Source organism: Ensifer sp. CCNWLY38, assembly GCF_037120565.1.
GTDB classification, from domain to species: domain Bacteria; phylum Pseudomonadota; class Alphaproteobacteria; order Rhizobiales; family Rhizobiaceae; genus Ensifer; species Ensifer adhaerens_H.
Window position 1 is genome coordinate 269823 of the sequence record NZ_JBBBBO010000001.1, and the last position, 13088, is coordinate 282910.

The 13088-nt window shown below is 63.9% G+C and carries 10 protein-coding genes; 7 read left to right on the forward strand and 3 right to left on the reverse strand.

Annotated features, from left to right (window positions below):
• Window positions 1-9 precede the first annotated feature (9 nt).
• The 6 genes from V7S54_RS01450 (at window position 10) to V7S54_RS01475 (ending at window position 6615) form a co-directional block, all read left to right on the forward strand.
• Window positions 10-939, forward strand: a complete 930-nt coding sequence (locus V7S54_RS01450) for a histone deacetylase family protein (RefSeq protein WP_065372641.1) — start codon at window positions 10-12, stop codon at window positions 937-939.
• Between the two features lie 2 nt (window positions 940-941).
• A complete protein-coding gene (locus V7S54_RS01455; protein ID WP_057250728.1) occupies window positions 942-1193 on the forward strand; it encodes an exodeoxyribonuclease VII small subunit in 252 nt (83 codons plus the stop codon).
• Window positions 1194-1302: 109 nt separating this feature from the next.
• Window positions 1303-2226 carry a pirin family protein gene (locus V7S54_RS01460; protein ID WP_057250730.1) on the forward strand — a complete coding sequence of 308 codons (924 nt, stop codon included), beginning with the start codon at window positions 1303-1305 and terminating at the stop codon, window positions 2224-2226.
• A 244-nt stretch (window positions 2227-2470) separates the two neighbouring features.
• Window positions 2471-4384 carry a 1-deoxy-D-xylulose-5-phosphate synthase gene (dxs, locus tag V7S54_RS01465; protein WP_065372642.1) on the forward strand — a complete coding sequence of 638 codons (1914 nt, stop codon included), beginning with the start codon at window positions 2471-2473 and terminating at the stop codon, window positions 4382-4384.
• Between the two features lie 213 nt (window positions 4385-4597).
• The gene (locus V7S54_RS01470; RefSeq protein ID WP_065372643.1) at window positions 4598-5368 is read left to right on the forward strand and encodes a TlyA family RNA methyltransferase; all 771 of its coding nucleotides are present in this window, start codon (window positions 4598-4600) and stop codon (window positions 5366-5368) included.
• Window positions 5365-6615, forward strand: coding sequence for a class I SAM-dependent RNA methyltransferase (locus V7S54_RS01475; protein ID WP_065372644.1), 1251 nt, complete (start codon window positions 5365-5367; stop codon window positions 6613-6615). Before V7S54_RS01470 ends, V7S54_RS01475 begins: the two co-directional genes overlap by 4 nt.
• A gap of 290 nt (window positions 6616-6905) precedes the next feature.
• Here the strand turns inward: V7S54_RS01475 and mcpU are convergent, their stop codons facing one another.
• From mcpU to V7S54_RS01490, 3 genes are all read right to left on the reverse strand, one after another.
• Window positions 6906-8993 (reverse strand): methyl-accepting chemotaxis protein McpU, encoded by a 2088-nt coding sequence (gene mcpU, locus V7S54_RS01480; protein WP_442892529.1) that lies wholly within the window; start codon window positions 8991-8993, stop codon window positions 6906-6908.
• Between the two features lie 360 nt (window positions 8994-9353).
• On the reverse strand, window positions 9354-10106 hold the full coding sequence (locus V7S54_RS01485) for a crotonase/enoyl-CoA hydratase family protein (RefSeq protein ID WP_065372646.1): 753 nt from the start codon (window positions 10104-10106) through the stop codon (window positions 9354-9356).
• Between the two features lie 11 nt (window positions 10107-10117).
• A complete protein-coding gene (locus V7S54_RS01490) occupies window positions 10118-11899 on the reverse strand; it encodes an acyl-CoA dehydrogenase (protein ID WP_065372647.1) in 1782 nt (593 codons plus the stop codon).
• Window positions 11900-12086: 187 nt separating this feature from the next.
• On the opposite strand from V7S54_RS01490, the gene V7S54_RS01495 reads away from it, so the two are divergent.
• Entirely contained in the window at window positions 12087-13076 is a 990-nt protein-coding gene (locus V7S54_RS01495) for a transporter (RefSeq protein WP_065372648.1), read from the forward strand.
• The last annotated feature ends 12 nt before the right edge of the window (window positions 13077-13088 follow it).

Consider the following 13088-nt stretch of genomic DNA (forward strand, 5'->3'; position numbering starts at 1 on the left):
TTTCGCGACATGACCACGTTCCTCTATGAAAATCCGGTCTTTCTGGAACACGAGGTTCCGGAGGGGCATCCCGAACGGCCGGACCGGCTGAAGGCGCTGAACCTTGCGCTCGAACATCCGAACTTCGCCGATCTCAAGCGGATCGAGGCGAAGAAGGCGAGCGAAGATCTCGTTCTGCTCGTTCACCCGGAAGAACACCTGCGTAACGTCAAGCGCGCCATCCCGGAGGAAGGCATCAACCATTTCGAGGCGGACACCTATGCCAGCCCCTTGAGCCTCGAAGCCGCATTGACGGGCATCGGCGGGGCGACCGCCGCGGTCGACGCGGTCTTTTCCGGCGAAGCCGACAACGCCTTCGTCGCGGCGCGCCCGCCGGGACACCACGCCGAAAAGAACAAGGCGATGGGTTTCTGCCTCTTCAACACGGTGGCGATTGCCGCCCGGTACGCACAGAAGGCCTACGGCGCCGAGCGCGTCGCGATCGTCGACTGGGACGTGCACCACGGCAACGGCACGCAGGACATTTTCTGGAACGATCCGTCTGTGCTCTTCTGTTCGACGCACCAGATGCCGCTTTACCCCGGCACCGGCGCCAAGGACGAGACGGGCATCAAGGGCAACATCGTCAACGCGCCGCTGTCGCCGAACATGGGCAGCGAGCAATTCCGCGAGGCGTTCCGCAGCCGCGTGCTTGCGGCGCTCACCAATTTCCGGCCGGATTTCATTCTGATTTCCGCCGGCTTCGACGCCCATCACCGCGATCCGCTGGCACAGATCAACCTCGTCGCCGAGGATTTCGACTGGGCGACCGGGCGCCTGCACGAGATCGCCGACCGCAGCGCCGGCAACCGCATGGTCAGCCTGCTCGAAGGCGGCTATGACCTTCAAGGCCTGGCCGAATCGGCCGGCCTGCATATCCTAAGACTGATGAGAGGGTAACCATGAACAACACCACGCAACCGGACGTTTCCGCCCTCTCCTTCGAGCAGGCCGTCGAGGAACTGGAACGGATCGTCTCGGCGCTGGAGCGCGGCGACGTCGCCCTCGACAAGTCGATCGAGATCTACGAGCGTGGCGAAGCGCTGAAGAAGCATTGCGAGGCGCTGCTGAAGGCTGCCGAAGACCGCATCGAAAAGATCCGCCTCGACCGGGCCGGCAAGCCGCAGGGCGTGGAGCCGCTCGACGCCGATTGAGAAGTGGATTGATTGCTCCGCGGAAACGCTTCGTATCGGATTGGTCCCTAGCCGCCTCAGTGCGCAGGCGCTAGTTATTGATATGACAGCATAAACGGGAGCACGCGCCATGTCCTTCTTTCCAGGCCCCGATCCGCTCGCCGGCGACAAGCCCGCCTGCGACGCCATCGAACATCTGATCGTTCCGCGCACCAGCGACATCGGCGGGCTGCAGGTTCGCCGCGCCCTGCCGTCGGCGAAACGGCGCCTGGTCGGTCCCTTCATCTTCTTCGACCGCATGGGCCCGGCGCTGTTGCGCGCCGGCGAGGCGATCGACGTGCGCCCGCATCCGCATATCGGGCTTTCGACCGTCACCTATCTCTTCGACGGCGAAATCAAGCATCGCGACAGCCTCGGCACCGAGATGGTGATCCGCCCCGGCGACGTGAACCTGATGACCGCCGGCCGCGGCATCGTGCATTCCGAGCGCTCGCCCGAAAACCAGCGCGGCCACGCTCGCTCGATCTCCGGCTTGCAAACCTGGCTGGCGCTGCCCGACCACAAGGAAGAAATCGACCCGATTTTCAGCCACACCGAGGAGCGCATGCTGCCGCATATGAGCGACGACGGCATCAAGGCGCGGGTGGTCCTCGGCAATTTCGAAGGCGCGAAGTCGCCCGTCTCGGTCTTCACCGACACCATCTATGTCGACCTCAACATCGCTCCGGGCAAAAGCGCCCCCTTTGCCGCACAGTGGGAAGAACGCGCGCTCTACATTCTCTCCGGCGAGGCGATCATCGCCGGCGACCACTTTGCCGACAACCAGCTGCTCGTCTTCCGTCCGGGCGACGAGATCACGGTGACCGCCGGGCCCGAGGGCTGTCACGTCATGCTCTTCGGCGGTGCAGCACTTGGCTCCGCCCGCCACATCTGGTGGAATTTCGTCTCCTCCTCCAAGGAGCGCATCGAAAAAGCCAAGGAAGAGTGGCGCACCGGTCGCTTCGACATCGTGCCCGGCGACGAGGAAGAATTCGTTCCCCTGCCCGAAAGCTGATCTCGACCGAAAGTAGAGCGGGATGAGTGCATAAGACCGCGCAACATTGCCTCATGGCGCTTGAATCGATTTCGATTCACAGAATCATGCGCTAGTCTCTTGGTTGACGACGCAGGAACGCCTAATTTTGCATTCAGCAACGATTGCGTCTAAAGAGCCGCTTCGACGGTACCACCAACTATCGCGCGCCTGATCCCGCGGCGCGCATGAGGCATGCAGCGTGACACAACTGCCAACCAATCCGATGCCGGCTACTCCCTTGCTCGACAAGGTGACTTTCCCCGACGATCTGAAGAAGATCGACGACAAGGATCTGCCGCAGCTTGCCGGTGAGGTCCGGGCAGAGATGATCGACGCGGTGTCGCGCACCGGCGGCCATCTCGGCGCGGGCTTGGGCGTTGTCGAACTGACGATTGCCATCCACAAGGTCTTCAACACGCCGGATGACCGGCTGATCTTCGACGTCGGCCACCAGTGCTATCCGCACAAGATCCTGACCGGCCGTCGCGACCGCATCCGCACGCTGCGCCAGGAAGGCGGTCTTTCCGGCTTCACCCGCCGTGCAGAGAGCGAATACGACCCCTTCGGCGCCGCCCATTCCTCGACCTCGATTTCCGCCGGCCTCGGCATGGCGGTCGCCGCCGATCTCGACGGCAAGAACCGCAACGTCATTGCCGTCATCGGTGATGGCGCGCTTTCGGCCGGCATGGCCTATGAGGCGCTCAACAATGCCGGCGCGCTCGATGCACGGCTGATCGTCATCCTCAACGACAACGACATGTCGATCGCGCCGCCGACCGGCGCCATGAGCGCCTATCTGGCGCGCCTTGCCTCCGGCCGCACGTACATGGGCATCCGCGAAGTCGGCAAGAAGCTGACGGCCTATCTCGGCAAGACCGTCGACCGGGCGATCACTCGCGCTGTCGAGCATGCCCGCGGCTACGTCACCGGCGGCACGCTCTTCGAAGAGATGGGCTTCTACCATATCGGCCCGATCGACGGGCACTCCTTCGACCATCTCCTGCCCGTGCTGCGCAACGTGCGCGACAATGGCAAGGGTCCGGTGCTCATCCATGTAGTCACGCAGAAGGGCAAGGGCTATCCGCCGGCGGAAGCCGCAGCCGACAAGTATCACGGGGTCAACAAGTTCGACGTCATCACCGGCGCCCAGGCGAAGGCCAAGCCGAACGCTCCGGCCTATACCTCCGTCTTCGCCGATGCGCTGACGCAGGAAGCCGGTTTCGACGATAAGATCGTCGCCGTCACCGCCGCAATGCCGTCCGGCACCGGTCTCGACAAATTCGCCAAGGTCCATCCGTCGCGCTGCTTCGACGTCGGCATTGCCGAGCAGCACGCCGTAACTTTTGCCGCCGGTCTTGCTTCCGAAGGCTACAAGCCGTTCGCGGCGCTCTATTCGACCTTCCTGCAGCGCGGCTACGACCAGGTGGTGCACGACGTGGCGATCCAGGGCCTGCCGGTGCGCTTCCCGATCGACCGCGCCGGTTTCGTCGGCGCCGATGGCCCGACCCATGCAGGCTCCTTCGACACGACCTATCTCGCCACGCTCCCCGGTTTCGTGGTGATGGCAGCCGCCGACGAGGCGGAGCTCAAGCACATGGTGCGCACCGCCGCCGCCTATGATGCCGGCCCGATCTCGTTCCGCTATCCGCGCGGCGAAGGCGTCGGCGTCGAAATGCCCGAGCGCGGCCAGATCCTCGAGATCGGCAAGGGCCGCGTCGTCAAGCAAGGATCGAAGGTGGCGCTGCTCTCCTTCGGCACCCGCCTTGCCGACTGTCTGCTGGCCGCCGAAGATCTCGACGCTGCCGGCCTTTCGACGACTGTTGCCGACGCCCGCTTTGCCAAGCCGCTTGACCATGACCTCATCCGCCAGCTGGCCCGTAACCATGAGGTGCTGATCACCATCGAGGAAGGCGCCGTCGGCGGCTTCGCCAGCCACGTGCTGCAGTTCCTCGCCGAAGACGGCCTGCTCGACGGTGGCCTGAAGGTGCGCCCGATGGTCATGCCTGACATCTGGATGGAACAGGCCAAGCCCGAGGCCATGTATGCCGCCGCCGGTCTCGACCGCGCTGGTATCGTCTCTACTGTTTTCAAGGCGCTCGGCCAGAAGCAGGATATCGGCATCGGCGCTGCCGGCTGACGACTTTCGCGACACGACACAAAGAAAAACCCCGGTGCTGAGCCGGGGTTTTTGCTTTTCCAGACGGATATGCAGAATTTCTAGCCATCGTCCTGCGCCATGACCCGTCGTCTCCCCTATTTTTTGAGTTTTTCTACCCGTCTCACCCAAAGGGCTCCATGGCTGCGGCCGCAAGGGCTTGCCATTCTGCCGGCAAGTCGCCATGAGAAACACATGTCAGAAGAACGCCAGAATGAAGAACACAGAAACAGGGTGCGCCTGGATCAATTGCTGCTCAACACGGGACTGGTTGCCAGCCGCGCCCGCGCTCGAGACGCGATCCAGCGCGGCACCGTCAAGGTCGATGGCCGCACGGTCACCAAGCCGTCATTAATGTTCGCCGAAAGCGTGACGATCACCATTGATGACCCGGCGCAGGACTATGTCTCGCGCGCAGCGTTGAAACTTGTCGCGGCACTCGATCATTTCGCGCTCGATCCCTCGGGCGAAAGCTGTCTCGATATCGGCGCCTCCACCGGCGGCTTTACCGAAGTGCTTTTGAAGCGCGGCGCAGAGCACGTGGTTGCCATCGACGTCGGTCACGGCCAGATCCATCCGCGCATCGAAGGTGACCCGCGCGTCACCAGCATCGAGGGCCTCAACGCCCGCGCGATGACAGAGGACGATATCGACGATCGCGAGGTAACTTTCGTCGTCTCCGACGTCTCGTTCATCTCGCTGAAGCTCGCCCTCCCCCCGGCACTCGAGATGGCGCTTCCCGGCGCGCATTGCATCCTGCTGGTAAAGCCGCAATTCGAGGCCGGCCGCGATGCAATCAGCAAGGCGGGGCTGCTCAAGGATCCCGACAGCGCACCGGCGGTCGCCGCCGAACTCGAGCGCTGGCTCGTCGAGGACATGGGATGGCAGAGCCTCGGCCTGATCCCCTCGCCGATCGCCGGCGGTGACGGCAATGTCGAGTTCCTGCTGGCGGGCAAGAAGCCATGAGCACAGAGACGGTCACGATCACTCGCCTCGGCGCGCAGGGGGACGGCATTGCCGAGGGTGACGAAGGCCCGATCTATGCACCGTTTACGCTGCCTGGCGAGAGCGTGGCTCTGGCCGTCAACAAGTCGCACGGCACGCTGATTTCCCTGAGGGAGCCTTCTGCCGAACGCATCGAGCCGCTCTGTCGTCATTTCGGGCCCGACGGCGTCAACGGCACCTGCGGCGGCTGCACGATGCAGCATGCTTCGGACACGCTCTATCACGGTTTCAAGCGCGATCTCGTGATCGCCGCGTTGAAGTCGAAAGGGCTGAAGCCGGAGGTGGCGCCGCTCATCACCGCCGAACCGGGCCAGCGCCGCCGCGCCGTCTTCACCGCGCGCAAGACCGAGAAGGACCTGCTTCTCGGCTTCAACCAGGCCGAAAGCCACCACATCGTCGCGATCTCCGAATGTCCGATCGCGAGCCCGGGCATCGTCTCGAAGCTCGCAACGATCGCCAGAATCGGCACGGCGATGGCCGTCAATGCCGAGCCGTTCCGCATCACCGTGCTCGAAACGCTCTCCGGCCTCGACCTCGCTGTCGACGGCATCAAGAAGCTCGACGACCGCGAGCGCCGCCGCACGGTCGAAGCGGTGCTGGCCGAGCGCGGCATCGCCCGCGTCAGCCTTAACGGCGAGGTCATCGTGGAACCGGTGAAGCCGGTGATCGACTTCGGCGGCGTCCCGGTCTCGCCGCCGCCGGGCAGCTTTACCCAGGCGACAGCCGAGGCCGAAGAGGCAATGGCGAAGCTGGTGCTCGATCATCTCGGCAAGGCCAAGCGCGTCGCCGATCTCTTTGCCGGCTGCGGCACCTTCGCGCTCCGCATCGCTCGCAAGGCGCGCGTTCATGCGGTCGAAGGCGAGGACAAGGCGCTGAAAGCGCTCGATTTCGCCGCGCGCAACACGCAAGGGCTCAAACCCGTAACGATCGAGAAGCGCGACCTCTTCCGCCGCCCGGTCATGGCGCAGGAACTGAAGGTCTTTGACGCGATCGTCTTCGACCCGCCGCGGGCCGGCGCCGAGGCGCAATGTCACGAGATCGCCCGCTCCGGCGTCAAGAAGATCGTCGCCGTCTCCTGCAACCCGGTCACGCTGGCGCGCGACCTCTCGATCCTGACCGCTGCCGGCTATCGCATCACCTCGGTGACGCCGATCGACCAGTTCCTCTGGTCGTCTCATGTCGAGGCGGTGGCAACGCTGGAGAAATGAGGACAAGCCGGCTTTCCGAGCCGCGCCACTGCTCGGCCTTGTCCCAGATTGTTACCTTCGCTCTCTGTCATGCTCGGGCCGACCCGAGCATCCATGTACGGGCCCTCTATGTCGCTGGATCCTCGGGTCGAGCCCGAGGATGACGGGAGAAAAGGTCGGCGGATGACGTCAACAGCATCCCAATGACAAAGGCCCGGTTTCCCGGGCCTTTGTCATATCAGGCTTGAGGCACTTGCCATACGGATTCACGGCGGTGGCCTTATCGCTTTGTTATTGCGGTGTTCCTCCGCTCAGGCCGCGCGACGACGACCCCCGTTTGCCGCCTGCACTTCGCCGAGGTTGAACTGGGCAAGCAGCGCATTGAGCGAAGCGGCTTCGGAGGCCAAGCCATGGCTTGCCGCCGTCTGCTCCTCGACCATCGCTGCATTCTGCTGCGTGCCCTGGTCCATGGTGTTGACCGCCGTGTTGATCTCCTGAAGACCGGTCGACTGCTCGCGCGTCGCCGTGACGATCGCGCTCACATGCTTGTTGATCTCCTGGACTTCGGAAACGATCGTCTGCAGCGCCTTGCCGGTATCACCGACCAGCGTCACGCCGTTGCGCACCTGGTTGCCCGAGGTGGTGATCAGCGCCTTGATCTCCTTGGCGGCATTGGCCGAGCGCTGGGCGAGTTCGCGCACTTCCTGGGCGACAACGGCAAAGCCCTTGCCGGCCTCACCGGCACGGGCCGCCTCGACGCCGGCGTTCAGCGCCAGCAGGTTCGTCTGGAAGGCGATGTCGTCGATGACGCCGATGATGTTGGAGATTTCGCCGGACGACTTTTCGATCGCGTGCATGGCTTCGACGGCGTTGGCAACGACTTCGCCTGATTTCTCCGCGCCAGCGCGGGTGCGGGCGACCAACGCGCCGACTTCCTCGGCCCGGCGGGCGGAGTCCTTGACGGTCGTGGTGATCTCTTCCAGCGCTGCGGCGGTCTCTTCAACCGAGGCTGCCTGCTGCTCGGTGCGGCGGGCAAGATCGTCGGCGGCCGAGCGGATTTCCGTTGCACCGGCATCGATGCCGCGGGCGTTGGCGCCGACAGCGCAGAGCGTGTCGTGCAGCTTGGCGACCGAGTTGTTGAAGTCGGCCCTCAGACGATCGAGGCGATCGGCAAACGGGTTGTCGATGCGATAGGCGAGATCGCCCTCGGCAAGGCGGCCAAGGCCGGACGCCAGACCATCGACGGCCTGCTGGATCTCGGCCGCGTCGCGCGCCTTCTGCGCCTCCCGCTCCAGACGCTCGCGTTCCGACAGCGACCGGTTCGCGTCCGCTTCGCTTTCGAGACGGGCGCGTTCGACGGCGTTGGCCTTGAAGATGGCGACCGCAGCGGCCATCGAGCCGATCTGGTCGGTACGCTCCTCGCCGGGGATTTCGACGTTGTGGTTGCCGGCCGCGAGCTTCTCCATCGCGCCGGTCATTTCGGTGACCGGGCGGATGACCAGACGGTTGAGGAAGGTCGCGAGGAAGACGAGCATCACGCCGACAGCGAGAATGGTGGCGATGGTCGCGGCGATGCGGAACTGGTCGATCGCGGAGTAAGCGGCATCGGCGTCGATGACGAAGCCGACATACCACTCGACCGAGGGAAGCCCCTGAACCGGGACGAAGCTTACGAGCATCGGCTTGCCGCCGAGTTCGGTATGCATGATGCCAGAACCGATCGTCGGCGTGTCGATCGGGAATGCGTCGGTGAGCGTCTTGGTGACGAGCTTGGCATCCGGATGCACGAGGATCTGACCGTCCTTGCTGGCGAGGAAGGCGAAGCCTTCACCGCCGACATCGACGCCCTTGATCATCGCCACCAGCGTATCGAGCGAAAAGTCGCTGGCCGCAACGCCATAGAGCTTGCCGTCACGCTTGACCGGGACGGCGGCGCTGATGATCAGCGCGCCACTGGAGGCGTCGACATAGGGCTCGGTCAGGACGCGGGCGTCGGCCTTGACGGCCTGCTGGTACCAGGGGCGCTGGCGCGGATCGTAGCCGGCCGGCATCGGATTGTCCGGCCAGGTGATGAACTTGCCGCTCTCGTTTCCGACATAGGTCGACATGAACTCGGTGGTGAGCACGTCGTTCTTCAGGATCGGCTGGATGGCGCTATCGTCCGCGACGTTGCCGGTGGCATCGGCCACCATCGCCGTCAGCGTGACGCGGCCGTTCAGCCACTTGGCGACGCTCTGGGCGGCCTGCGTGCCGGAGGATGCAATGTTCTCCTCGACAGCCTTGGTGGTAGTGCCACGCTGCAGCGTGTCAATGTAAACGGAAAAGCCGGCAAAGGCGCCGACAACGACACAGGACGCGGCAACGAGAATGCGCGTCATGAGGTTCGATCGCTTGGACAAGATGGGCTCCCAATGGGGTGCCGGCGGCTCCCGCCGGACATGAGCTCTCGATGATTTTCGCGCAGCATCCTTCGTCCGCCGGAGGGACGGAGCGCAGACGCCTGCGGGAAAACGTTGAACATGCCAGAAGGCGGAGCCAGCCATGCTTCATGCGGCTGGGGCCTCTCGAAATGAGGATAGGCCTATCGCGCCGCACGCTAGCGATCGCTATTTAAGAACAAATTAAAATTGATCTATGCAAGCTCGCGATGCCGACGGCAACGCGATCTTTACCGTGCGGCGGCTAGAACACCGCCCCCGAAAGCAAAAACGGGTGCACTGCGGCACCCGTTCTCCCACTCACAAAAGCCTGGAGACTGCTTAGCGGCGCATGAAGGCCTCGAAGGCGGCACGCGCTTCGGCGCTCTTCAACTGCGCGGCGAAATGCTTGGCTTCTTCGTCGATGCGCGCAAGAACGTCACTGCGGTCGCCACGGACGAGGTCGCGGGCGATACGCAACGCCTCCGGCGGTTTTTTGGCGAGACGAGCAGCGAGAGACAGCGTTTCCTCTTCAACTGCATCCTGACCGACGATCTTCCAGATCAGCCCGGCGTCCAACGCGCCCTTGGCGTCCAGCGGCTCGCCGGCGGCCAACAGCGCGAAGGCGCGCTGGTGGCCCATGATGCGCGGCGCGATCAGGCTGGAGGCGGCTTCCGGCACCAGCGCCAGATCGACGAAGGGCGTCTTGAACAGCGAACGTTCAGAGGAGATCGTCAGGTCGCAATGGAGATGGATCGTTGTGCCGATGCCGATCGCCAGGCCGTCCACGCCCGAGACGATGGGTTTGGAGGCGGTTGCGAGCGCCTTCAGGAACTCGATGACCTCCGTGCCCATGCTCCCGCCCATGGCGAAGGCGAGGAAATCTGCCATGTCGTTGCCGGCGGAGAAGCAACCTTCGGTGCCGAGAAACGCGGTGGCGCGCACGGCCGGATCGCTTGAGGCGACCGTTAGCGCATTGGTTATCTTCGCGTACATGTCGCGAGTGATGGCGTTTTTCTTTTCCGGTCGGTTGAAGCGGATCACCTGGACGCCGGGGTGGGCTTCCGGACGCTCGATGAGCACGTGGTCAGTCATGATAGATCCTCTCAAGCCAGAACGGCGCGCGCGACGGCAAGGCTGTCGGCGCCGTTGACGACACGATCCTTCAGGGCAGCGGTTTCCGCCAGAAGGTTTTCGGCGGTGAAGCGGCAGAGTGCGATGCGCTGGTCTTCCTTGCCGTCAGCCACTTCGGCCAGACCGCCCTTGGCGAGATAGGCGCCGGTCAGCGCCAGGCCGAAGAGGCGCTGATAGGCCGTCGCACCGGCCAGCGCTTCGGCGAGCTTGCCGCCGGCGACGGCCGCAATCAGCCACTCGGTTGCAGCCGAAAGATCATCCAGCGCCGCATCAAGGCGCGCCGCCGTCTCGCCGAAGCCATTCCGGTTCGAGGCGCGCAGGGCCTTAGCGATCTCGCGCAGTTCGCCGATGAAACCGCGCACATGCGCGCCGTCGGAAAGCGGCAGCTTGCGGGTGACGAGATCGATCGCCTGGATGCCGTTGGTGCCTTCATAAATCGGCGCGATGCGGGCGTCGCGCAGGTAGCGGGCAGCACCGGTTTCCTCGATGAAGCCCATGCCGCCATGAACCTGGATGCCCATCGAAGCGACATCGACGCCGGCATCCGTCGAGAAGGATTTAGCGATCGGCGTCAGCAGGCTGGAGCGCTCCTGCCAGAACTTCGCCTGGTCGCCTTCGACTGCATGCCCCATGTCGACCGCGTGGGCGCAGGCATAGGAGATCGCGCGTGAACCTTGCGTCAGCGCCTTCATCGTCAACAGCGTACGGGCGACATCGGGGTGCTCGATGATCGGGCTCATGCCCTGCCCGGTCCAGCCGGGCGCTTTGCCCTGGGTGCGTTCCTTGGCAAAGGCGATGGCCTTCTGGGTGGCGGCGTCGGCAATGGCGACGCCCTGCATGCCGACGGCGAGCCGGGCATTGTTCATCATGGTGAACATGCAGGCGAGACCGCGGTTTTCCTCGCCGATCAGATAGCCGATCGCGCCCTTTTCCGCGCCGAACTTGCCGTCGCCGTAGATCATCGTGCAGGTCGGTGAACCGTGGATGCCCAGCTTGTGTTCGAGCGAATGGCAGAAGAGATCATTGCGTTCGCCGAGCGAACCGTCATCCTTGACCAGGAACTTCGGCACCAGGAAGAGCGAAATACCCCTCGTCCCCGCCGGTGCATCGGGAAGCCGGGCGAGCACCAGATGGACGATGTTGTCGGTGAAGTCGTGTTCGCCCCAGGTGATGAAAATCTTCTGGCCGAAGATGCGATAGGTGCCGTCGTCGCGGCGCTCGGCGCGGGTCTTCAAGACCCCGAGATCGGAGCCGGCATGCGGCTCCGTCAGGTTCATCGTGCCGGTCCATTCGCCGGAGACCATCTTCGGCAGATAGGTAGCTTTCAGCGTCTCTGAACCGTGCTTCTCCAGCGCTTCGACGGCGCCCATGGTGAGTGTCGGGCCGAGCGCGAAGGCCATGGAGCCGGCGTTCCACATCTCCATGGCGGCGACATGCAGCATGTGCGGCAGGTTCTGGCCGCCGAATTCTTCCGGAGCCGTCAGCCCGTTCCAACCGCCAGCGATCCAATTGTGATAGAGGTCACGCCAGCCATCCGGCGTCTCGACCTTGCCTTCAACGAGACGCGAGCCCTGCCGGTCGCCGACGTCGCCGAGGGGCGCCACCTCCTCCGTCGCGAATCGGCCCGCTTCCGACAGGATGGCATCGACCAGATCTTCGCCGAGGTCGCCGAGCGCACCCGATTGCAGCGCGTCGCCCATGCCTGCCACGTGTTTCAGCGTAAACGCGATCTCGTCGACGGGTGCCTTGTACATGATGATCCTCCCAGATAGCCAGGTCGCGCAAGGCGCATCCTCGTTGCGCCGAACACTATTGATTTTTACGTAAACGTCAACGTCAATTGCCGCACTCTGCCGCGACGTCGCGCCGCTTCGCCTGTAACAAAACTGTCATCAACGGCGCATAGAAGCCAAGGCGTAAGGCTTTTGCCAAGGCGTTCAGATGAACCTGATTTCCCCCGAAATACCCGGCATCGTCTGGGCCTATCGTTTCCTGCCGGGCGAAAGCCGCTGCCAGCGCATCGCCACCGACGCTTCGGTCGACAGCCTGCTGACAGGCGAAGGATGGGTCTGGGTTCATCTGGCGCTCTCCGATGCACGCACGCCTGCCCTCATCGAGCGGATCGGCAACCTTCCGCCACTCGCGGTCACCGCGCTGACCAGCCACGACACGCAGGCCGCGATTACGGTTTCGGATGATATCGTACACGGCACGCTCGTCGACTTCGAGCGCACCTTCGATGCCGTAACCAAGACGATCGGCTGGCTGCATTTCGCCGTCAGCGACCGGATCATCATCACCACACGCCTGCATCCGCTGCGCAGCATCGACCGCGTCAAGGCGGCCGTGGAGAAGAGCACGAAATGTGCCCGCCCGATCGACCTGTTCGAGATGATCGTGATCGAGTTCCAGCGCACATTGATCTCGCTGGTTCTGGAACTGACCGAGGAACTGAACGTCATCGAGGATCATGTCTATGGCGCGGCCGGGCATCGCCAGCAGCCGGGGCTTGCGCCGCTCCGCCGCACAGTGGTGCGGCTTCATCGACATCTGCGCACGATCCTGGCTTTGCTGAGGCGGGCGGCCGCCTCGGACGAGGACGAGGTGCCGCCCGGTTTCATCGACGTTGCCGAGCGACTTTCGGACCGGCTCGAGGCGGTCGACCGCGACGTCTTCGCGCTACAGGAACGGGCGCGGCTGCTGCACGAAGAAATCGACAGCAAGATCTCCTCGGAGACCAATCGCCACCTCTACATCCTGTCGCTGATGACCGCGTTCCTGCTGCCGCCGACACTCGTGACCGGCTTCTTCGGCATGAACACCGGGGCGCTCCCCTTCGCCGATGGAACGGGAACGCTCTATGCGGCTCTGTTCATCGGAGGCTCGATGGCCTTTGCCTGGTGGATCCTCAGGCGGATCGGAATTCTGTAGGCCTATGAGAAA

Excerpts from the sequence above, each read along its gene's own strand:
- V7S54_RS01450 (WP_065372641.1), top strand. The coding sequence starts at position 10 with ATGACCACGTTCCTCTATGAAAATCCGGTCTTTCTGGAACACGAGGTT.
- V7S54_RS01455 (WP_057250728.1), top strand. The coding sequence starts at position 942 with ATGAACAACACCACGCAACCGGACGTTTCCGCCCTCTCCTTCGAGCAG.
- V7S54_RS01460 (WP_057250730.1), top strand. The coding sequence starts at position 1,303 with ATGTCCTTCTTTCCAGGCCCCGATCCGCTCGCCGGCGACAAGCCCGCC.
- dxs (WP_065372642.1), top strand. The coding sequence starts at position 2,471 with ATGCCGGCTACTCCCTTGCTCGACAAGGTGACTTTCCCCGACGATCTG.
- V7S54_RS01470 (WP_065372643.1), top strand. The coding sequence starts at position 4,598 with ATGTCAGAAGAACGCCAGAATGAAGAACACAGAAACAGGGTGCGCCTG.
- V7S54_RS01475 (WP_065372644.1), top strand. The coding sequence starts at position 5,365 with ATGAGCACAGAGACGGTCACGATCACTCGCCTCGGCGCGCAGGGGGAC.
- V7S54_RS01485 (WP_065372646.1), bottom strand. The coding sequence starts at position 10,106 with ATGACTGACCACGTGCTCATCGAGCGTCCGGAAGCCCACCCCGGCGTC.
- V7S54_RS01490 (WP_065372647.1), bottom strand. The coding sequence starts at position 11,899 with ATGTACAAGGCACCCGTCGACGAGATCGCGTTTACGCTGAAACACGTG.
- V7S54_RS01495 (WP_065372648.1), top strand. The coding sequence starts at position 12,087 with ATGAACCTGATTTCCCCCGAAATACCCGGCATCGTCTGGGCCTATCGT.